Genomic DNA, 19,092 nt, shown 5'->3' on the forward strand with positions numbered 1-19,092 from the left:
GCGCGCGCCGACGACAGCGGACCGGTGCGCCCCGGCGGGTGAGGATGAGGGGCCCGGGTGCACGGCCCGGGCCCCACGGGAGGAGTCCGGTGCCCGATCACCCGCCCCAGCCCGGTACCGGCCGCCCGGAGCTGGCCCGCCGGCTGGGCACCGGCGACGCCGTGGTCATCGGCGTGGGCTCGATGGTCGGCGCCGGGGTCTTCGCCGCCTTCACCCCCGCCGCGGCCGCCGCCGGGGCCGGCCTGCTCGTCGGTCTGGCGCTGGCCGCCGTCGTCGCGTACTGCAACGCCGTCGCCTCCGCCCAGCTCGCCGCCCAGTACCCGTCCTCGGGCGGGACCTACCTCTACGGCCGCGAGCGGCTCGGCCCGTGGTGGGGGTTCCTCGCCGGGTGGGGCTTCGTCATCGGCAAGACCGCCAGCTGCGCGGCGATGGCGCTGACCTTCGCCGCGTACGCCGCCCCCGCCGGATGGCAGCGGCCGGTGGCCGTCGCGGCGGTGGTGGCGCTGGCCGCCGTCAACTACCGCGGCATCACCCGGACCGCCGGGCTGACCCGCGTCATCGTCACCGTCGTCCTGCTCGCCCTCGCCGTGGCGGTGGTCGTCGCCTGGGCCGGCGGGCAGGCCGACCCCGGCCGGCTGGGCTCGTGGACCGCCCCGCCCGGCGGGTGGTACGGCGTGCTGCAGGCGGCCGGTCTGCTCTTCTTCGCCTTCGCCGGCTACGCCCGCATCGCCACCCTCGGCGAGGAGGTGCGCGACCCCGCCCGCACCATCCCGCGCGCCGTCTCGGCGGCCCTGGGCATCGCGGTGGCCGTCTACGCCGTGGTGGCGGTGACGCTGCTGGCCGTCCTCGGGCCGGAGGGGACCGCGGCCACCCCGGTGCCGCTGGCCGCCGCGGTCGGGGACGCCGGCGACTGGGCCGGCGCGGTCGTGCGCGTCGGCGCCGCCGCGGCCGCCCTCGGCGCGCTGCTGGCCCTCATCGCGGGCATCGGGCGCACCGGGCTGGCGATGGCCCGCGAGGGCGACCTGCCCGGCCCGCTGGCCGCCGTCCACCCCCGGTACCGGGTGCCGCACCGCGCCGAGGTGGCCCTCGCCGCGGTCGTCTGCGTGCTCGTCCTGACCGTCGACCTGCGCGGGGCGATCGGCTTCTCCTCCGTCGGCGTGCTGGTCTACTACCTCGTGGCCAACGTCGCCGCGGCCACCCAGACCGGCCCGCACCGCCGCTTCCCGCGGGGCCTCCAGGTACTCGGCGCCCTCGGCTGCGTGGTGCTGGTCGTGACGCTGCCGGTCGCGTCGGTAGCCGCCGGGGTGGCGGTGTTCGCCGTCGGGGTCGGCTACCGGCTGTGGCGGCTGCGGGCGGTGGCCCGGTGACCGACCTCGACCGGCTGCTGCGCTTCGCCGCCCGGTCCCGGTTGCCGGAGGGGGGCTTCGGCTACCTCGGCGACGACGGCCGGGTGCTCCCCGACCGCGGCCAGGAGACCTGGATCGTCGCGCGGATGACGCACGTGTTCGGGCTGGCGCAGCTGACCGGCCGCGAATGGTGGGACGGACCGGTCCGGCACGGGGTCGAGGCGCTGGCCGCCGGCCCGCTGCACGACGGGGCCCGCGGGGGCTGGTACGCCTCGACCGCCGGCGACACCCCGTCCGACGACGGCAAGGCCGCCTACGTGCACGCCTTCGTCGTCCTGGCCGCCGCGACCGCGACCGCCACCGGCGCGCCCGGGGGCCGCGCGCTGCTCGACGAGGCGCTCGGCGTGTGGCAGACCCGCTTCTGGGACGACACCGAGGGCCTGGCCGTCGAGGAGTGGGACGCCGGCTGGAGCCGGCTGTCGGACTACCGCGGCGCCAACGCCAACATGCACGGCGTCGAGGCCTCGCTGGCCGCCGCGGACGCCCTCGGCGACGACGACCCGCGCGCCGCCCGGCTGCGCGGCCAGGCGCTGCGCAGCACCGAGCGGCTGGTGCACGGCTGGGCGCGGGCACGGGGGTGGCGGCTGCCCGAGCACTTCACCGCCGCCTGGGAGCCGCTGCCGGAGTACAACCGCGACGAGCCGGCGCACCCCTTCCGGCCGTACGGCGTCACCGTCGGGCACCTGTTCGAGTGGGCGCGGCTGGCGCTGCACGTCCGCGCGGTGACCCCCGACCCGCCGTCCTGGCTGCTCGAGGACGCCGTGGGGCTGTTCGCCGCGGCCGCCTCCCGCGGCTGGGCCGTCGACGGCCATACCGGCTTCCCCTACACGCTGGGCTGGGACGACCGGCCGGTGGTGCGCCGGCGGATGCACTGGGTGCTGTGCGAGGCGGTGGCCGCGGCCGAGACGCTGGCCACCGTCACCGGCGAGGCCACCTACGGCGCGCTGGCCCGCCGGTGGCGCGCCCACGGGGAGGCCCGGTTCGCCGACCCGGCCACCGGCAGCTGGCACCACGAGCTCACCCCCGAGGGCGCGGTCGCCGCGGACACCTGGGCGGGGCAGCCGGACGCCTACCACCTGGCGCAGATGCTGCTCCTGCCCGGCCGCCCGGTGCGGGGCAGCGTGGCCGCCGCCCTGCACTGAGCCCGCACCGGGCAGGTGTCCTGGCCCGGGACGGGGGGTAGGGCGACGCCGCACCGGAACCCGAGCAGAGGAGCGAACGTGGCCAGCGTGCAGGAAGCCGTCGACGTCGACGTCCCGATCCGGGTCGCCTACGACCAGTGGACGCAGTTCGAGTCCTTCCCGAAGTTCATGGGCGGGGTCGAGCGGATCACGCAGATCGACGAGACGCGCACCCACTGGGTGACCAACATCGACGGCGTCGAGCGGGAGTTCGACGCCGAGATCACCGAGCAGCACCCCGACGAGCGGGTGGCCTGGACCAGCACCGGCGGCGACGCCAAGCACGCCGGGGTGGTCACCTTCCACCGCCTCGCCGACGACAGGACCCGGGTCATGATCCAGATCGACTGGGAGCCGCACGGCCTGGTCGAGAAGGCCGGCGCGGCGCTGGGCTTCGACGACCGGCAGGTCAAGGCCGACGCCAAGCGGTTCAAGGAGTTCATCGAGAGCCGCGGCACCGAGACCGGCGCCTGGCGCGGCGACGTCCCCCGGCCCGACCAGCAGTAGCAGGACGGCGCCCGCCCCCTTCTGCAGGGGACGGGCGCCGTCGTCTGTGGCGGCCACCCATCAGGGGCCCACGCCGAGCGTGCGAGGCGTGGGGGGATGGGTGGCCCGTCAATCCGCGTCGAGGTCCTGGGCGACCAGGCCGGCGATCTGGTCGAGGACGGCGGGGTCGTCGCTGCTCACGACGACCTCCGTCCCCTGCTTCGCGCCGAGCGTCATGATCATCAGCGGTGACCCGGCGTCCACCGGGTTGCCGCCGGGGGTGGCCAGGGTGACCGGCACGCCGGCCTTCCCGACGGCCTCGGCGATCAGGGCCGCCGGCCGGGCGTGCAGCCCGACCCGGGAGCCGACGGTGACGGTCTGACTGGGCATGGGGGAACTCCTCGATCAGGGGCGGACGGACGGGTGGGACACAGCCTGGCCGCTCAGGCCCTGGCCGGCTGGGTGACGGGGGCCGCGGAGTGCCCGTGGGCCATGTCGACGGCGTCCCCGGGGACGGCGTCGGCCCGGGGCCGGCCGATGCTCTTCGCGATGGTCACCGCGAGGGCCCCCACCACCATGCCGATGGCGATCGCGAGCAGGAACAGCAGGAAGTTGCTGATCGCGAAGAACACGAACACCCCGCCGTGCGGCGCCCGCAGCTCGATGCCCGAAGCCGCCACGATCGCGCCGGTGGTCGCGCCGCCCAGCATCATCGAGGGGATGACCCGCAGCGGGTCGGCCGCGGCGAACGGGATGGCGCCCTCGGAGATGAACGACAGGCCCAGCAGCCAGGCGGCCTTGCCGTTGTCCCGCTCGGCCGGGGTGTACAGCTTCGGCCGGATCGCGGTGCTCAGCGCCATCGCCAGCGGCGGGACCATGCCGGCGGCCATGACGGTGGCCATGATGACCAGCGGCGCGCCGGAGCCTGCGGCCAGCCCGGTGGTGGCGAAGACGTAGGCCGCCTTGTTGACCGGGCCGCCGAGGTCGAAGCACATCATCAGGCCGAGGATGATGCCGAGGAGCACCGCCGAGGTGCCGGTCAGGCCGTTGAGCCAGTTGCCCAGCCCGGTGAGGGCGGCGGCCAGCGGGCGGCCGAGGACGACGGCCATGAGACCGCTGGCGATCAGCGTGGCCAGCAGTGGGATGATCACGACCGGCTGCAGGCCGCGGACGCCGACCGGCAGCTTCCAACCGCTGATCCACCGCGCCGCGAAGCCGGCGATGATGCCGCCGACCAGGCCGCCGATGAAGCCGGCGCCCACGCTCACCGACACGGCGCCGACGACGAAGCCGGGCACGATGCCGGGGCGGTCGGCGATGGCGTAGGCGATGTAGCCGGCCAGCGCCGGGACCAGGAAGCCGAAGGCGGCCTGGCCCAGCACGGTGCACACCGCGCCCAGGTAGCCGAGGAGGCCGTCGTTGAGACCCTCGGTCGGCGGGGCCGTCGGCAGGTCCAGCAGGGAGTTGTTCAGCACCCAGGTCAGCGCATAGCTGTCCCCGGCCTCCGACGCCGGGTTGGGGTTGACGATCTGGTAGCCGCCGAACAGGAAGCCCAGCGCGATGAGCAGACCGCCCGCGGCGACGAACGGGATCATGTAGCTGACGCCGGTGAGCAGCCAGCGGCGGATCTCGGTGGCCGTGCCGGCCGACCCGGCGGCCGCGGCGGGCTCGGCCGCCCCACCGGCGCCACCGGGCACCCGGGGGGCGTTCGGGTCGTCCGCGGCGGCCAGGGCCTCGCGGATCATCACGTCGGGCTCGTTGATCGCCCGCTTGGTGCCCGACTGCACCAGCGGCTTGCCGGCGAACCGGTCGCGGTCCCGGACACCCACGTCGACGGCGAAGACGACCGCGTCGGCGGCCCGGATGACCGCCGGGTCCAGCGGGGTGGCGCCCGAGGAGCCCTGCGTCTCCACGTGCACGTCGACGCCGGCCGCCTGCCCGGCGGCGGTGAGCTTGTCGGCGGCCATGTAGGTGTGCGCGATGCCGGTCGGGCAGGCGCTGACCACGACCACGCTGCGGCGGGCGGCGGCCGGTGCCGCGGCCGGCGCCGGGGTGGGGGCCGGCGCGCCGGCGGGGGAGCCCACGGGGGCGGTCGCCGGCTCGGGGGCGACGACCTCCTGCACCAGCCGCACGACCTCGGCCGGGGAGCCGGCCGCGCGCAGCGAGGACACGAACTCCGGCCGCACCAGCGCGCGGGCCAGGGCGGTGAGCAGCGTGAGGTGGTCGGCGTCGCCGTGGGCCGGCGCGGCGATGAGGAAGACCAGGTCGGCCGGGCCGTCCGGGGCGCCGAAGTCCACCTTCGGCGACAGCCGGGCGAAGGCCAGCGAGGCCTCGGTGACGGCGGCGGAGCGGCAGTGCGGGATGGCGATGCCGCCGGGCAGTCCGGTGGCCGCCTGCGCCTCGCGGGCGAGGGCGTCGTCGGCCAGGCCGTCGGCGGCGGTGGCCCGCCCGGCGCCGGCGACCAGCGCGGCCAGGCGGCGCACCACGGTGGCCTTGTCGGAGCCCAGGTCGGCGTCGAGCGCCACCAGGTCGGGGGTGATCAGGTCGGGCATGGCCCAGCCTCCGGAGGGGTCAGTGGACGTCGCGGCCGGCGGCCGGGACGGTGGTGATCGAGGTGTGCGGCGGTGCGGTGGCGGTGCCGGGCAGTCCCACGGTGCGGACGCCGGAGACCTCGACGCGGAGGGCGGCCACCTGCGCGGGCGTCGGGACGGCGGACCCGGGGAGCGCGGCGCTGGCCGCGCCGTGGGCGACCGCGCTGCGCAGCCGCTCGGCCGGCGGGGCACCGGCGAGGTCGGCCAGCACGTAGCCGGCCAGGCTGCAGTCGCCGGCGCCGACGGTGCTGCGGACGGCGATCCGCGGCGGGGTGGCCGACCAGACCCCCTCGGCGCAGGACAGCAGCGCGCCGTCGGCGCCCAGGGTCAGCAGCACCTCGGCGACCCCCCGGGCGTGCAGCTCGGAGAGCGCGGCCAGCGCGGCGGCGCGGTTGGTGGTCAGGTGGGTCTCGGGCACGCCGGAGAGCTGGGCGAGCTCCTCGGAGTTGGGCTTGAGCAGGTCCGGCGCGGCGTCCGGGCCGGCGGCGAGCAGGGCCTGCAGCGGGGCCTCGGAGGTGTCGACGGCGATCCGCGCCCCCGAGTCGCGCAGCGAGCGGACCAGCTCCGCGTACCAGTCCAGCGGCGTGCCCGGCGGCAGCGAGCCGGACAGCACCACCCAGCGGGCGCCCTCCGCGTGCCGGTGCAGGGCGGCGGCCAGGGCGGCGCGGGCGGCGCCGTCCAGCGGGGCGCCGGGCTCGTTGAGCTTGGTGGTCGTGCCGTCGGGCTCCACCAGGCTGTAGTTGGTGCGCGCGGGGGCGGCGACCGGCACGCTCTCCGTCGGCAGGCCCAGCCCGTGCAGGGCCCGCAGGATCGGGTCGTCGTCCGCCGCGGGCAGCACGGTGCGGACGTCCGACCCGGCGGCGGCCACCGCGCGGGCGACGTTGACGCCCTTCCCGCCCGGCTCGGTGGAGCTCGGTGCCAGGCGGGTGACGCCGCCGCGGGGGAGCGGGCCGGGCAGCACCAGCGTGCGGTCCAGGCTGGGGTTGGCGGTGAAGGTGACGACAGGGGCACTCATGCGACCACGACCTCGATCCCGGCGTCCTCGAGACGGGCGAGGTCGGCCGGTGCGGCCTCGGCGTCGGTGACCAGGACGTCGACGTCGGCCGGCGTCGCGAAGCGGACCAGGTGCTCGTGGCCGAACTTGCTGCTGTCGGCGAGCACCACGACCTTCTGCCCGGCGCGGATCATCGCCCGCTTCACCGAGGCCTCGGCCTCGTCGGGGGTGGTGAAGCCGTGCTCCGCGGTGACGCCGTTGGTGCCGAGAACGACGACGTCCACCCGCAGGTCGGCCAGGGCGGTCACCGCCCGCTCGCCCACGGCGCACTGGGTGATGCCGCGGACCCGGCCGCCCAGCACGTGCAGGTCGATCCCCGGCACGGCGGCCAGCCGGGCGGCGTGCGGCACCGAGTGCGTGGCCACCAGCAGCCGGCGGTCACCGGGGAGCAGCTCGGCCAGGGCGGCGGTGGTGCTGCCGCCGTCGAGCAGCAGGCTCCCGGCGGTCGCGGGCAGCAGGTCCAGCGCCGCGGCGGCGATCTTGCGCTTCTGCTCGCTGCGGGTGCCGTGCCGCTCGCCCAGGGCGGTCTCGACGTAGGTGAGCGCGCCGGCGGGGACGGCGCCGCCGTGCACGCGGCGCAGCATCCCGGCACGCTCCAGCGCGGCGAGGTCGCGGCGCACCGTCTCGGTGGTGACCCCGAACTCCTCGGCGAGCGCGGTCACCGAGACCCGCCCGCGGTCGGCGACCAGCGCGGCGATCGTCTGCTGACGCTCCTCGGCGTACACGCCCACCTCCCAGCTGATGCCCGATCGTGTTGGATTTGACCTGCGTTGCTGTTGTTCTACGCCCGATGTGTTGACAAGTCAACACCCAGTGGTGACCCTGGTCTCAGCAGGCGTCCATCTCCGCCTCACCCTCCGGCCACCGACACGTGCGAGGCACCCATGACCGTCCAGGCCCCCGGAACCGCCGCCCCCGGAACCGCCGCCGGCCCGCTGGTGCTCCCGGGCACGCCCGTCGTCCCGGGCGTCGCCTGGGGGCCGGTGGTGCGCCCGTCCGGGGCGGTGGTGCTGCCGGACGACGACGGCGGCGTGGTCGCCGAGGGCCAGCGCGCGGGGGAGAAGGCCCGGTTCGCCGCCGCGGCGGGGGTGGTCGCCGACCGGCTGGCCGCCCGCGCCGCCGCCGCGACCGGGGTGAGCGCGGAGGTGCTGTCCACGACCGCCGGCCTGGCCCGCGACCGCGGCCTGCTGTCGGCGGTCGAGCAGCGGATCGACGCCGGCACGCCCGCGGCCGTGGCCACCGTGCAGGCGGCCCAGCAGTTCGTCGACCTGTTCACCTCCCTCGGCGGGCTCATGGCCGAGCGGGTGACCGACGTCCGCGACGTCCGCGACCGGATCGTCGCGGAGCTGACCGGGCAGGGGGAGCCGGGCGTGCCGAGCCCGGACGAGCCGTCGGTGCTGCTGGCCGACGACCTCGCGCCGGCCGACACCGCGGGGCTGGACCCCGAGCGGATCACCGGCCTGGCCACCCGGCTGGGCGGCACGACCAGCCACACCGCGATCATCGCCCGCCAGCTGGGGCTGCCCTGCGTGGTCGCCGTCGCCGGCCTGGCCGACGTCCCGGAGGGTGTCGCCGTGCTGCTCGACGGCGAGCGCGGCACGGTCACCGTCGAGCCCGACCCGGCCGACGCGCGCGCCCGGGTCGAGGCCTCGCGGGCCGCCGCCGCGGCGCTGGCCGGCTACCGCGGTCCCGGCCGCACCCGTGACGGGCTGGAGGTCAAGGTGCTGGCCAACGTGCAGGACGGCGCCGGCGCGCGGGCCGCCGCGGCCCGGCACGCCGAGGGGGTCGGGCTGCTGCGCACCGAGCTGGCGTTCCTCAGCCGGGCCGAGGAGCCGTCGGTGGAGGAGCAGGCGGCCGGCTACGCCGCGGTCCTCGAGGCCTTCCCGGGACAGCGGGTCGTCGTCCGCACGCTGGACGCCGGGTCGGACAAGCCGCTGGCCTTCGCCACCATGCCCGACGAGGAGAACCCGGCCCTCGGCGTCCGCGGGCTGCGGGTGGCCCGCCGGGACCCGGGCCTGCTCGAGCGGCAGCTGGACGCGGTGGCCGAGGCCGCCCGGCGGACGGGCGCCGAGCCGTGGGTGATGGCCCCGATGGTCGCCACGGTGGCCGAGGCCCGGGACTTCGGGCAGCGGGTGCGGGCCCGCGGGCTGACCCCGGGGGTGATGGTGGAGATCCCCTCGGCGGCGCTCATGGCCGATCGGCTGCTGCGCGAGGTGGACTTCCTGTCGATCGGCACCAACGACCTGTCGCAGTACACGCTGGCCGCCGACCGGCTGTCCGCGGACCTCGCCGACCTCACCGACCCGTGGCAGCCGGCGCTGCTCGCCCTGGTGCAGGCGACCGCCGAGGCGGGCCGGCGCACCGGGAAGCCGGTCGGGGTCTGCGGGGAGGCCGCCGCCGACCCGCTGCTGGCCTGCGTCCTCGTCGGCCTGGGCGTCACCTCGCTGTCCTGCGCCGCGTCGTCGATCGCCGGGGTCGGGGCCCGGCTGGCCGTCGTCGACACCGAGGCCTGCCGGCGGGCGGCGCAGGCCGCGCTGGCCACCGACGACCCGCACGACGCGCGGGCGGCGGCGCGCCGGGAGCTCGGCGTGGAGTAGCCCGCCCCTCACCCCACACGGGTGAGGGATCGTCGTCACATCTCGTCCTGCGCCTGGTTTTCTTCGGAATACTCGATGCTGCACCTGCATTGTGCTGGGTGTCAGGCGGGACGAGACCGGAAGAAGGCGACGAGAGATGACGAGCGTGACCTCCAGCTGGCGGCAGCGTCGGCAGGCGGCGCGGACGCGCCGGGCGCTGGACCGCGCCCTCGCGCGCACCAGCAGCCCGGCGATGCGCGACGAGCTGCTCACGATGGCGAACAGCAGCTTCACCTCCCTGCGCTGACGCGCGGGGCCCCTCCCCCGGGAGGGACGACGTGCGCGACCCCGGCCTCGGACGACGAGGACCGGGGTCGCTGCCGTCCGGGGGGACGGCCGCCGCGGTGGCTCCCCCCCGACGGGTGGGCCGGCTCAACCGTCCGGCGCCGCGTGCCGATACCCCGGCCGTGAGCACACTGTCCGCCCGTGGCGCGGGCGCCGCGCGCCCCGGCGGCCGGCGGTGAGCGCCGGGCCGGCGGGCGAGCCGCGGGAGACCTCCGGCGCGACGACCGCGCTGCTGCTGGCGCACGTCCGCCACCAGGGTGGGGACGGGGCGGTCGAGGCGGTGCTGCGGCACGCCGGCGTGCCGCACTCGGCGGCGGAACTGTCCGAGCCGTCACGCTGGACGAGCTACGACACCCGCATCCGGCTGTTCACCGCCGCGACCGAGGTGCTCGGCGAGCCCCGGACGATGTTCCGTGTCGGGCGCGAGGCGCTCGGCAACGGGCTGCACCCCGCGCTGGTGCTGCTGGTCCGCACCATGGGCTCACCGCGGCAGGTCTACCGGCAGCTGCCCCGCGCGGTGGCCAAGTTCTCCACCACCTCCACGATGCGCGTGCTGGCCGCGAGCGGCACCTCGGCCACGCTGAGCTACACCCTGCACGAGGGCTACCGGCACTCCCGCCTGGACTGCGAGTACGCCCAGGGCCTCATCGGCATGGTGCCCACCATCTTCGGCCTCCCGCCGGCGGACCTGGAGCACCCCGAGTGCGAGTCCGACGGCCACCCGGCCTGCGTCTACCGGCTCAGCTGGCAGCGGCGCGGGTGGCAGCGGGGCGCCCGGCGCCGGCCCGCGGCCGACCCCGAGCTGGTGGCGCTGCGCCAGCAGCTGGGCGCCCTGCAGTCCGCGGCCGCCGACCTGGTCGCCAGCGAGGACGCCGACTCGGTCCTGCAGCGCATCGTCGAGCGGGCCGCCGCCGCGGTGCTGGCGCCCGGGTACCTCCTGGCCGTGGCCGACCCCGCGGGTGGCCCGCCGAGGGTGCACGCCGCCGGCGTGCCCGAGGACCAGCGCGCCGGCCTGGCCGCCACGCTGCTGGCCGGCGGGGACCCCGGCCCGCACGTGGTCGCGGTGGACGTCACCTCGGCGCGGCGCCACCACGGCCGGCTGGCCGTGGTCTACCGGCCCGGCGGCGGGGAGCTCGGGCACGAGCAGCCGATGCTGGCCGCCTACGCCGGCTACGCCGCCGCGGCGCTCGACCTGGTCCTCGCCCTGGACAGCTCCCGGGAGGAGGCCGACCGCGCCGGCGCGCTGCTCGGTCTGGCCCACGAGCTGTCCGGGGCGACCGAGGCCGCCGCGGTGTCCGCCGTGGTGGCCGAGGCCCTGCCCCGGGTGGTCGGCTGCCACAGCGCGGCGGTCCTGCTGTGGGACCCGGCGTCCGGCTGCCTGCGCGCGTCGGCCGCGGCCGGCCACACCGGCGAGGCCGCCGCCCTGCTGCACGCCACCCCGCTGCACGCCGAGGACGTCCCGGAGCTGGTCGGCATGCTGGCCGACCGGGCGCCGCGCTTCCTGCGGCCGCAGTCCAGCAGCCCGGTGCTGCGCGACCTGCTGCTGGGCATGGCCGTCGGCGACGTCGTCGCGGTCCCCGTCCTCGCCGGCCGCACCTTCCTCGGCGTGGTCACCGCCGGCTGGCCGGCCGGGCGGGCGCGCGGGCTGGTCGGCGACACCCTCGCCCGGCTGCGCGGCGTGGGGGACCAGGCCGCCACGGCCCTGCAGCGGGCCCGCCTGCTGGAGACCGTCCGGCACCAGGCCACCCACGACGTCCTCACCGGGCTGCCCAACCGGGTGCTCTTCCTCGACACGCTGGCCGGGGCGCTGGCCGGCGCGGGGGCCGGGCAGCACGTCGGCGTGCTGTTCTGCGACCTCGACCGGTTCAAGGCGGTCAACGACTCCCTCGGGCACGCCGCGGGCGACGAGCTGCTGCGGCAGGTGGCCGCCCGGCTGCGCGCCGCGGTGCGCCCCGGGGACACCGTGGGCCGGCTCAGCGGGGACGAGTTCGCCGTCGTCCTGCCCGCCCTGGCCCGGCCCGGGGACGCCGGGCGGGTGGTCGACCGGGTCACCGGCTGCTTCACCGAGCCGTTCCGGCTGGAGGGGACCCGCGTCGACGTGGGCGTCTCCGTGGGCGTCGCCGTCCACGGCGGGCCCGGCGGGGACCCCGGTGCGCTGCTGCGCACCGCCGACGCGGAGATGTACCGGCACAAGAAGCGGACGCCCGTCCCGCCGCAGGCGGTCCGCTCCCCGCGGGACCCCGATCGCGGCGGCGGGTCCTAGCCGGGCTGCTGGTCGCGGAGGCGGGCGCGCAGCGCGTCCTGCTCCCCGGGGCCGAAGCCGTGCACGGTGAGCCAGCCCCGCGGCCCGCCGTGCCGCTCGTGCAGCAGCTCGAGCAGCCGCCGCATGGTCTCCGCGCGGGGCGTGTGGCTGGCGACGTCGCGGCGCTGCATGTCCTCGGCGTAGGTCGGCGAGGAGGCCAGCTTGGCGACCAGGTCGTCGATGACCTCGGCGGTCAGGGCGTAGTCCGCGACGATCTCCTCGTCCGGCACGCCGGCCACCGCCAGGGCGAAGGCCACCACGACGCCGGTGCGGTCCTTGCCCGCGGCGCAGTGCACGACCGTGGCGCCGCCACCGTCCGGGGACCCGTCCCCGGCCAGGGCGCGCAGCGCCGCCACCACGTTCTCCGGCCGGTGCGCCAGGTAGCCGAGGTAGGAGCGCACCGCCGGCGTCTCCTCCTGGTCGTCCTCGGCGACCTGCCGCGGCAGGATCGACTCCGCCCAGCCGGCCGGCAGCTCGGGGGCGTCGGCCTCCTCGACGGCGAAGACGTCGGTGTGGTGACCCCGCTCCGGCAGCAGGGTGAAGTGCCGGTGCCGCACCCCGGGCACCGCGCGCAGCGGGCCGCGGCCCTCCAGCAGCACCTCGGCGGTGGAGCGCAGGTCGACGACCTCGCGCAGCCGCAGGTCCTCGACCAGCCGGCGGACGTCGACCTCGCTCAGGGTCTGCAGGTTGTCGCTGCGCAGCACCCGCCCGCGGACCGTCGTCCCGCCGTCGACGGTGGGCAGGCCGCCCAGGTCGCGGGTGTTCGTCGTGCCGTCGAGCCGCAGCCAGCGGTCGGTGCGCGTGGAGGTCACCCCCCGACCGTACGACCCGCGGGCCACGCCCCCAGATCGGCCGCGTGCACCCGCGGTGTGCTGCAGGCGTCGGCGGGGTGTGCCCGGGCCGGGTGGACCGCCGGGGGAGCCGCTCCCTAGGGTGTGACCCCGGCCACTCCCCGTATCCGGTGGGTCGCCCGTGAGCGTCCGTCGTCGACCCGACAGGAGTCCCATGCGCCTGACCAGAGCCAGGACCGCCGCGGCGGGAGTGGGCCTCGCCCTCGTCGCCGCACTCGGCTGGGTGTCCCCGGCCGGTGCCACCGGGGAGGCCGCCGACACGGCCGCCCGCTGCGCGGCGCTGGTGGGCGTCGCCGTCCCCGCCTCCGCCATCGGCCTGCCGACGACCGGCGGCGACGTGACCGAGGCCGCCGTCGTGGCTCCCTCGGGTGCCGGCCCGACGGCGATCGGGGAGCACTGCCTGGTGACCGCCGCGCTGCACCCGGTGGACCCCGCGGCGCCTGACATCCGCATGTCGGTCGCGCTGCCGACCACCTGGAACGCCAAGGCGCTGATGTTCGGCGGCGGCGGCTACAACGGCACCATCCCCAAGCTCGACCAGAACGTGCCCTTCGGTCCGGACGACGCGCTGCGGCCGCTGGGCCGCGGGTACGCGACCTTCGCCAGCGACTCCGGGCACCAGACGCCCGCAGGCTTCACGCCGACCCCCTCGCTGTACGGGGAGTTCCTGGCCAACGACGAGGCGCTGCGGAACTTCGCCGGCGACGCGCTGAAGAAGACGCGGGACGCCGCCGTCTTCCTCATCGGGCGGTACTACGACGAGGGGCCGCGGCAGACCTACTTCGCCGGTGGCTCCACCGGCGGGCGCGAGGCGCTGGCCGTCGCGCAGCGCTGGGGCCGGGACTTCGACGGGGTCATCAGCGTGTACCCCGCCTTCAACGCCGCAGCGCTGGACCTCTTCTTCGGGTACGCGACCCGGCAGCTCGCCGTCCCGGGGGCCTTCCCGCGGCCGGCGCAGCAGGTGCTGCTCTACGGCGCCGTCATCGCCGCCTGCGACGGCCTCGACGGGCTGGTGGACGGCGTCGTCGGCGACGAGGCCGGGTGCCGGTTCGACCCCGTCGTCCTCCGCTGCCCGACGGGGCAGGACGACGGCGACGGCTGCCTGTCCGACGCCCAGATCGGCGCGGTCCGGGCCCTCTCCAGCGCGATCACCTTCCCGTACGAGCTGGCCAGCGGGGAGACCGGCTACCCGGGCTTCCCGTTCCTCTCCGGTGCGGACATGTCCACGCCGCTGCTCGGCATGGGCACCACCCCGCCGGCGACCCCGATGCCGACGACGGCCGGGTACGGCATGCAGTTCTGGGACGCGTGGGTGAAGTACGCCGTGACGCGCGACCCGGCCTACGACTCCCTGACCCTGGACCCGCTGGCGCCCGGCGCGTGGGAGCAGCGCATCTCCGACCTCACCGCGCTGCAGGACGTCAACAGCACCGACTACAAGAAGTTCCGGAAGAACGGCGGCAAGCTGCTGATGGTGCACGGGACGGCCGACGAGCTGGTCAGCCACCGGGCCACGGTGGACTACTGGGAGCGGCTGGTCGCCGACCTCGGGCAGCGCGAGGTGGACGCCTTCGCGCGCTTCTACCTCGTCCCGGGCGCCAACCACGCCAACGTGGCCACGCCGTTCGCGGCCGGCTGGGACTCCCTGACCGCGCTGGACCGCTGGGTCACCGAGGACACCGCCCCGGTCGACCCGGTGGTGCAGGACACCAACCCCGGGGCCACCCGCGAGCGGCCGCTGTGCGAGTACCCGGCGCACCCGGAGTACACCGGGGGCAGTCCCGACTCGGCGGCCAGCTTCGCCTGCGTGACCGGCTGACCGGCCGGCGGGCCCGCGCGGCGCAGACTCCGCGCGGGCCCGCTCAGGCGGCGGGCAGCAGCCCCCGGCACACGTCGAGCAGCCGGGCCCGCAGCCCCGCGCCGCGGGCGGCGAACGCCCGCTGCGCGGCCACGTACTCCGCCTTGCCCTCCGGCGTCTCGATCGGCACCGGCCGGTAGCCGGCGGCGTGCAGGTCGTACGGGGAGGCGCGCATGTCCAGCTCGCGGACGTCGGCGGCGAGCACGAAGCAGTCCAGCAGCAGCTCGCCGGGGACGGCCGGGCCCAGCTTGTAGGCCCACTTGTAGACGTCCATGGTGGCGTGCAGGCAGCCGGGCTGCTCGAGGTCGACCTGGGTGTCGCGGGTGGGCTGCAGCCGGTTGCGGCCGGCGGCGGCCGGGGTGAAGAAGCGGAACGCGTCCACGTGCGAGCAGCGGATCGGGTGGGCCTCGACGACGGCGTCGGTGCCGGCCTGGCCCAGGCGCAGCGGCAGCGGGTGGCGGTGCCCGTCGTCCCGGTAGACCATCGCCCACTCGTGCAGGCCGAAGCAGCCGGTGAACGCCGGCCGGGCTGCGGTCGCGGCCAGCAGCCGGGCGACGAAGGCGACGGTGTCCCCGCGGTCGGCGAGGAAGGCGGGGCGGTCCAGGGCGACCGCGCCGTCGTCGCCGGTGGCGTACCAGCGCCAGGACGCGTGCTCCGCCGGGCCGTCCGCGCCGGGGAGCAGGACGGCCCCGGCGCCCGGGTGCCAGCGGCGCAGCTGGGCCGGCCGCGCGCTGTAGTACTCGAACAGGAAGTCCTCGACCGGGTGCGGGGTGCCGGTGGCCCGCCGGGCGCGGTGCCCGGCGGTCAGCGCGTCGGCCCGCCCCGCGTGCGCCCGCACCCGCGCCGCCCACTCCACCGCCGGCAGGCGGGCGGGGACGGCGGGCACCCGGCCAGGGTAGGCGGCAGGGACCTCCGACCGTGTCCGGCCAGCGTGCGCGGGCCGACCATCGGCCCATGACCGGCGAGCCGCTCTCCTGCGGCCTGGGGTTGCACGCCTACGTGCGGCAGCACCCCGCGGACGAGCGGCCGCACGGCCCGGACCAGGAGGTCTGCCGGCGGGGGTGAGGTGCTGGAACGGCCCCGTGCAGGAGGACCTCCTTCAGTGGGCGCTCCACCCTCCGTCCATCACCAGTGAGCTGCCGGTCATCGAGGCCGCGACCGGCGAGCACAGGTAGTGCACCGCCTCGGCGACCTCCTCCGGCTCGATGAGCCGCTTGACCGCCGCCGGCGCCAGCATCACCTGCGCCACCACCTCGTCCTCCGACATGCCGTGCACCCGCGCCTGGTCGGCGATCTGGTTCTCCACCAGCGGCGTGCGCACGTAGGCGGGGTTGACGCAGTTGGAGGTGACCCCGTGCGGGGCGCCCTCCAGCGCGATCACCTTGGACAACCCCTCGAGGCCGTGCTTGGCGGTCACGTAGGCGCTCTTGAACGGCGAGGCGCGCAGCCCGTGCACCGAGCTGATGTTCACCACCCGGCCCCACCCGCGGCCGTACATGTGCGGCAGCGCGCCGCGGACCAGCCGGAACGGCGTCTCCAGCATCAGCCGCAGGATGAGCGAGAAGCGGTCCACCGGGAACTCGTGCAGCGGCGCCACGTGCTGCAGCCCCGCGTTGTTCACCAGCACGTCGACGTCGAGGTCCAGGCCGTCCACCGCGTCGAGGTCGGACAGGTCGACGGCGACCGACGTCCCCCCGACCGCGGCCGCCACCTCCTGCGCCGCCGTGCCGTCCCGGTCGACGACGACCACCTCCGCGCCGGCCTGCGCCAGCCGGACGGCGCACGCCCGGCCGATGCCCGAGGCGCCGCCGGTGACGAGTGCGCGCCGTCCGCTGAGGGTCCCTGAGTCCGCCATGCCGCCGCACGCTAGGGCCTCCCGCCGTCCGGCCGCACGGCGGGGGGCGCGGTCAGCTGTTGCCCGGCTTGACCGGGGCGTCGTCGTCCTGGGCGTCGTCGTCCGTGGTCAGCGTGACCTCGTCGCGCTCGCCGCCGTCGGACCGGTCCTCACCGGTGACGCCGTCGACCAGGTTGTCCTCCGACGGGCCGGTGCCGCCGGTCGCCGGCTGCGGGTCGCTCATGTCGTCTCCTCGCGTCGTGGGGGCCGCCGGGTCACAGGCTGCCGCCGGGCCCGCCGCGCTGGGCGCGCGCCGGGTCGCTGTCGGCCCGGGCCGGCAGGTCGTCGGGCTGCGCCGCGTCGCGCTCGACGGCCTCCTCGCGGGTGAGGGGGACGTCGTCGAAGCCCGTCCCGGTGCTGCTGTCGCCGCCGCTCCCGGACGAGGTGGGGACGTCCTGGATCCGGTCGCTGCCCTCGGGGTCGGTCATCGTCGTCCTCCCTGTCGTTCCGGTCGCGGGGGGACATGCCCGGGCGATGCACCGTCCATGCCCGGGCGACCGGCCCGGTCAGCCGTTCCGGCGGCGGGCCCGCAGCACCAGGCCGGCCAGCCCGACCAGCAGGCCGCCGAGCGCGGCGGCGATGACCAGTGCCAGCACCAGGGGCGCCTGCACGTCGGCGAAGACCAGGCTGATCTGCACGGTCTGGCCGTTGTAGACGACGAACAGCACCAGGACGACGGTGACGAACAGCAGCAGCGCCAGGGCCAGGGTGCGGCCGATGGCGCGCCCGGGGTGGCGCTCGCGGGCCGGGGTCCGGCCGGGGGAGCCGGTCGCGGGCGCGGTGGTCCCCGGTGTCGTGTTCCCCGGTGTCGTGTTCCCCGGTGTCGTCGCCCCGGGGGTGGTCGTGGAGTCGGTGGCGGGTCGCGCGCGCGTGGGGTCGGAGCCTGGGGCGGTCACGGGTCGAGTCTCGTCCCGGCCGCGGCCGCGCGCACGGTCAGCGTGCGTCCGGCTCGCTGCCGGCCGGCGGCCAGCTCGGGCCGGCCACCCCGTCGGCCGGGCCGGGCGTGCCGCCCTGCGAGTCGGGGTCGCCGGGCGGTGCCGTCTCCCCGCCGAGGGGCGGGACGTCGCGCGGCTCGTCGGGCTCCGGCATGGTCATGGCCCGAGTCTGCGTCGGCGTCGTCCGGACGGCGACCCGGCGGGCCCTACTCCGACAGCGCGGGCCCCGCCTCGTGCGCCGGGTGGCCGGCGCTGCGCTCGCGCTGCTTCATCCGGGCCTCGAACACGTGCCGGTCGCCGTCGGCCAGCTCTGTGCGGGCGCGCTCGTCGAAGGCGCGGAAGACCGACCAGTAGTTGGCGTCGTAGTCCTCGACGATCTGGAAGGTCCACCGGTCGGCGATGACGTTGCGGCCGACGAGGTCCCGCTCGATGTCGTCGGCCAGCGTGGTGTGCCCGGCCTCGCGGAGCAGCCGCACCGCGTCCTGCAGCAGCAGGTCGGCCTTGCCGGAGTGCTGGTGGAAGCCGTAGAGCTGGCCGCGGGCCTGCTCGATGGTCTCCAGGGCCTCGGAGAGCTTGCCCAGGCCCTCCACGGTGGTGTCGTCGAGGTCGGGGCGGCTGCGGTCGGTGCTCACCGGGTCATCCTGCGGTGCGGTGCGGCCGGCCGCCGCCCGGCCGCGGCGGTCAGCCCGCGACGGCGGCGTCGACCAGCCGCTCGGCCAGCTCCCGGCCGTGGGCGGCGGGGCCGTCGGGGCCCAGCAGGCCACCGGAGAGGTACATGCCGTCGATGATCAGGTGCACCTGGGCGGCGAGGTCCTCGCCGTCCCCGGGGGCGACCTGCTCGGCCAGGCGTTCCAGGCGGCCGTGCAGCTCGAACTTGAAGTCGGCCGCGGCGCTGCGCGCGGGGTGCTGCGGGTCGTCGTACTCGCTGCTGACGTTGGTGAACGGGCAGCCGCGGAAGCCGGCACGGGTGACGTCGGCCTCGACGGTGTCGACGACGGACAGCAGCGCCGCCCGCGGGTCGCCCTCCAGCCGCGCCAGCTCGCCGTCGATGCGGGCCAGCACCGTGGCCGCCTTGCGGGCCAGATAGGCGCCGACCAGGTCGTCCTTGCTCTTGAACAGCCGGTAGACCGTCATCTTGCCCAGCCCGGTCTCGCGGACCAGCTCGTCCATCCCGACGCTGCGCGAGCTGCGCGAGGCGAACAGCCGCTCCGCGGTGTCCAGCACGATGGCCTGCCGCTCGGCCCGGCTCCGGCGGACGGGGACCGAGGCGTCGTCGGCGGCGAGGGGGAGAGCGGCTGCGGTCACCCCGGGGATGCTGCCCCAGGGCGTGACGGAGCGGTTCGCGGCACGCCGGAGATCGCCGACGGCTGGTTGCGGTGAGTGACGAGGTGCCCGCGGGCTGACCGTGACCGGTGGGACGGGTGGGGCGGCGGCGGTCCTCCTGCGCGGCCCGCCGCGACCGGGGAGTGCCGCTAGGCGCGCCGGGTCCGCCGGGGGTTGGCCAGCAGGCGGACCAGGGGCGGTGTCGCGTCCTGGCGGTCCTGCGACTCGTCGGCCGGGGGCTCATCGGCGGGCCCGGTACCGACGCGGGGCTGGCGCTGCGTGTCCTCCAT

21 protein-coding genes are annotated in these 19,092 nt (G+C 76.8%); 7 read left to right on the top strand and 14 right to left on the bottom strand.

Features of this window, described 5'->3' with window-relative positions; genetic code table 11:
* Nucleotides 1-89: 89 nt before the first annotated feature.
* The 3 genes from CHB98_RS17170 to CHB98_RS17180 all read left to right on the top strand — a co-directional run bounded on the left by CHB98_RS17170 (nucleotide 90) and on the right by CHB98_RS17180 (nucleotide 3,094).
* A complete protein-coding gene (locus tag CHB98_RS17170; RefSeq protein WP_245821305.1) occupies nucleotides 90-1,367 on the top strand; it encodes an APC family permease in 1,278 nt (425 codons plus the stop codon).
* Nucleotides 1,364-2,548, top strand: coding sequence for an AGE family epimerase/isomerase (locus tag CHB98_RS17175; protein ID WP_089306891.1), 1,185 nt, complete (start codon nucleotides 1,364-1,366; stop codon nucleotides 2,546-2,548). Before CHB98_RS17170 ends, CHB98_RS17175 begins: the two co-directional genes overlap by 4 nt.
* Before the next feature lie 78 nt (nucleotides 2,549-2,626).
* Nucleotides 2,627-3,094, top strand: coding sequence for an SRPBCC family protein (locus CHB98_RS17180; RefSeq protein ID WP_089306813.1), 468 nt, complete (start codon nucleotides 2,627-2,629; stop codon nucleotides 3,092-3,094).
* Nucleotides 3,095-3,202: 108 nt separating this feature from the next.
* Here CHB98_RS17180 and CHB98_RS17185 read toward each other — a convergent pair whose 3' ends face one another.
* From CHB98_RS17185 to CHB98_RS17200, 4 genes are read right to left on the bottom strand one after another with little or no spacing between them, the layout of a single operon-like run.
* Nucleotides 3,203-3,463 carry an HPr family phosphocarrier protein gene (locus CHB98_RS17185; RefSeq protein ID WP_089306814.1) on the bottom strand — a complete coding sequence of 87 codons (261 nt, stop codon included), beginning with the start codon at nucleotides 3,461-3,463 and terminating at the stop codon, nucleotides 3,203-3,205.
* 53 nt (nucleotides 3,464-3,516) lie between these two features.
* Nucleotides 3,517-5,625, bottom strand: coding sequence for a PTS fructose transporter subunit IIABC (locus CHB98_RS17190; RefSeq protein ID WP_089306815.1), 2,109 nt, complete (start codon nucleotides 5,623-5,625; stop codon nucleotides 3,517-3,519).
* Nucleotides 5,626-5,644: 19 nt separating this feature from the next.
* Entirely contained in the window at nucleotides 5,645-6,679 is a 1,035-nt protein-coding gene (locus CHB98_RS17195; protein ID WP_089306816.1) for a 1-phosphofructokinase family hexose kinase, read from the bottom strand.
* Nucleotides 6,676-7,443, bottom strand: a complete 768-nt coding sequence (locus tag CHB98_RS17200; RefSeq protein WP_089306892.1) for a DeoR/GlpR family DNA-binding transcription regulator — start codon at nucleotides 7,441-7,443, stop codon at nucleotides 6,676-6,678. Before CHB98_RS17200 ends, CHB98_RS17195 begins: the two co-directional genes overlap by 4 nt.
* A gap of 159 nt (nucleotides 7,444-7,602) precedes the next feature.
* Here CHB98_RS17200 and CHB98_RS17205 point away from each other — a divergent pair, with 159 nt between their 5' ends.
* From CHB98_RS17205 to CHB98_RS17210, 3 genes are all read left to right on the top strand, one after another.
* Nucleotides 7,603-9,315: a phosphoenolpyruvate--protein phosphotransferase gene (locus CHB98_RS17205; RefSeq protein WP_089306817.1), complete on the top strand. Its 1,713-nt coding sequence runs from the start codon at nucleotides 7,603-7,605 to the stop codon at nucleotides 9,313-9,315.
* A gap of 136 nt (nucleotides 9,316-9,451) precedes the next feature.
* The gene (locus CHB98_RS21790) at nucleotides 9,452-9,601 is read left to right on the top strand and encodes a hypothetical protein (RefSeq protein ID WP_179224616.1); all 150 of its coding nucleotides are present in this window, start codon (nucleotides 9,452-9,454) and stop codon (nucleotides 9,599-9,601) included.
* Between the two features lie 213 nt (nucleotides 9,602-9,814).
* Entirely contained in the window at nucleotides 9,815-11,902 is a 2,088-nt protein-coding gene (locus CHB98_RS17210; RefSeq protein WP_089306818.1) for a sensor domain-containing diguanylate cyclase, read from the top strand.
* Here CHB98_RS17210 and CHB98_RS17215 read toward each other — a convergent pair.
* Nucleotides 11,899-12,753, bottom strand: coding sequence for a tyrosine-protein phosphatase (locus tag CHB98_RS17215; RefSeq protein WP_089306819.1), 855 nt, complete (start codon nucleotides 12,751-12,753; stop codon nucleotides 11,899-11,901). The two genes, CHB98_RS17210 and CHB98_RS17215, sit on opposite strands and share 4 nt — an antisense overlap.
* Nucleotides 12,754-12,946: 193 nt before the next feature.
* On the opposite strand from CHB98_RS17215, the gene CHB98_RS17220 reads away from it, so the two are divergent.
* A complete protein-coding gene (locus CHB98_RS17220; protein WP_089306820.1) occupies nucleotides 12,947-14,611 on the top strand; it encodes a tannase/feruloyl esterase family alpha/beta hydrolase in 1,665 nt (554 codons plus the stop codon).
* Between the two features lie 43 nt (nucleotides 14,612-14,654).
* On the opposite strand, the gene CHB98_RS17225 is transcribed toward CHB98_RS17220, so the two are convergent.
* From CHB98_RS17225 to CHB98_RS21805, 9 genes are all read right to left on the bottom strand, one after another.
* Nucleotides 14,655-15,536: a 3-methyladenine DNA glycosylase gene (locus CHB98_RS17225; RefSeq protein ID WP_089306821.1), complete on the bottom strand. Its 882-nt coding sequence runs from the start codon at nucleotides 15,534-15,536 to the stop codon at nucleotides 14,655-14,657.
* Nucleotides 15,537-15,749: 213 nt separating this feature from the next.
* Entirely contained in the window at nucleotides 15,750-16,505 is a 756-nt protein-coding gene (locus tag CHB98_RS17230) for a 3-hydroxybutyrate dehydrogenase (RefSeq protein ID WP_089306822.1), read from the bottom strand.
* 52 nt (nucleotides 16,506-16,557) lie between these two features.
* Nucleotides 16,558-16,728, bottom strand: a complete 171-nt coding sequence (locus CHB98_RS21795) for a hypothetical protein (protein ID WP_179224617.1) — start codon at nucleotides 16,726-16,728, stop codon at nucleotides 16,558-16,560.
* Between the two features lie 31 nt (nucleotides 16,729-16,759).
* On the bottom strand, nucleotides 16,760-16,972 hold the full coding sequence (locus tag CHB98_RS17235; protein ID WP_089306823.1) for a hypothetical protein: 213 nt from the start codon (nucleotides 16,970-16,972) through the stop codon (nucleotides 16,760-16,762).
* Between the two features lie 78 nt (nucleotides 16,973-17,050).
* Nucleotides 17,051-17,440 carry a lipopolysaccharide assembly protein LapA domain-containing protein gene (locus CHB98_RS22520; protein ID WP_245821307.1) on the bottom strand — a complete coding sequence of 130 codons (390 nt, stop codon included), beginning with the start codon at nucleotides 17,438-17,440 and terminating at the stop codon, nucleotides 17,051-17,053.
* Between the two features lie 37 nt (nucleotides 17,441-17,477).
* On the bottom strand, nucleotides 17,478-17,639 hold the full coding sequence (locus tag CHB98_RS21800; protein WP_179224619.1) for a hypothetical protein: 162 nt from the start codon (nucleotides 17,637-17,639) through the stop codon (nucleotides 17,478-17,480).
* A 46-nt stretch (nucleotides 17,640-17,685) separates the two neighbouring features.
* Entirely contained in the window at nucleotides 17,686-18,111 is a 426-nt protein-coding gene (locus CHB98_RS17245) for a hypothetical protein (RefSeq protein WP_089306893.1), read from the bottom strand.
* 49 nt (nucleotides 18,112-18,160) lie between these two features.
* On the bottom strand, nucleotides 18,161-18,784 hold the full coding sequence (locus tag CHB98_RS17250; RefSeq protein WP_089306824.1) for a TetR/AcrR family transcriptional regulator: 624 nt from the start codon (nucleotides 18,782-18,784) through the stop codon (nucleotides 18,161-18,163).
* A 167-nt stretch (nucleotides 18,785-18,951) separates the two neighbouring features.
* On the bottom strand, nucleotides 18,952-19,092 hold the full coding sequence (locus tag CHB98_RS21805; protein WP_179224621.1) for a hypothetical protein: 141 nt from the start codon (nucleotides 19,090-19,092) through the stop codon (nucleotides 18,952-18,954).

It is taken from the genome of Geodermatophilus pulveris, assembly GCF_900188375.1.
In the GTDB taxonomy this organism is placed as follows: Bacteria; Actinomycetota; Actinomycetes; order Mycobacteriales; family Geodermatophilaceae; genus Geodermatophilus; species Geodermatophilus pulveris.

Bases quoted from the DNA above. Each gene is read 5' to 3' on its own strand.
- CHB98_RS17230 (WP_089306822.1), bottom strand. From the start codon at position 16,505: ATGGCGGACTCAGGGACCCTCAGCGGACGGCGCGCACTCGTCACCGGC.
- CHB98_RS17185 (WP_089306814.1), bottom strand. From the start codon at position 3,463: ATGCCCAGTCAGACCGTCACCGTCGGCTCCCGGGTCGGGCTGCACGCC.
- CHB98_RS21795 (WP_179224617.1), bottom strand. From the start codon at position 16,728: ATGAGCGACCCGCAGCCGGCGACCGGCGGCACCGGCCCGTCGGAGGAC.
- CHB98_RS17220 (WP_089306820.1), top strand. From the start codon at position 12,947: ATGCGCCTGACCAGAGCCAGGACCGCCGCGGCGGGAGTGGGCCTCGCC.
- CHB98_RS17190 (WP_089306815.1), bottom strand. From the start codon at position 5,625: ATGCCCGACCTGATCACCCCCGACCTGGTGGCGCTCGACGCCGACCTG.
- CHB98_RS21790 (WP_179224616.1), top strand. From the start codon at position 9,452: ATGACGAGCGTGACCTCCAGCTGGCGGCAGCGTCGGCAGGCGGCGCGG.
- CHB98_RS21805 (WP_179224621.1), bottom strand. From the start codon at position 19,092: ATGGAGGACACGCAGCGCCAGCCCCGCGTCGGTACCGGGCCCGCCGAT.
- CHB98_RS17205 (WP_089306817.1), top strand. From the start codon at position 7,603: ATGACCGTCCAGGCCCCCGGAACCGCCGCCCCCGGAACCGCCGCCGGC.
- CHB98_RS17235 (WP_089306823.1), bottom strand. From the start codon at position 16,972: ATGACCGACCCCGAGGGCAGCGACCGGATCCAGGACGTCCCCACCTCG.
- CHB98_RS21800 (WP_179224619.1), bottom strand. From the start codon at position 17,639: ATGACCATGCCGGAGCCCGACGAGCCGCGCGACGTCCCGCCCCTCGGC.
- CHB98_RS17195 (WP_089306816.1), bottom strand. From the start codon at position 6,679: ATGAGTGCCCCTGTCGTCACCTTCACCGCCAACCCCAGCCTGGACCGC.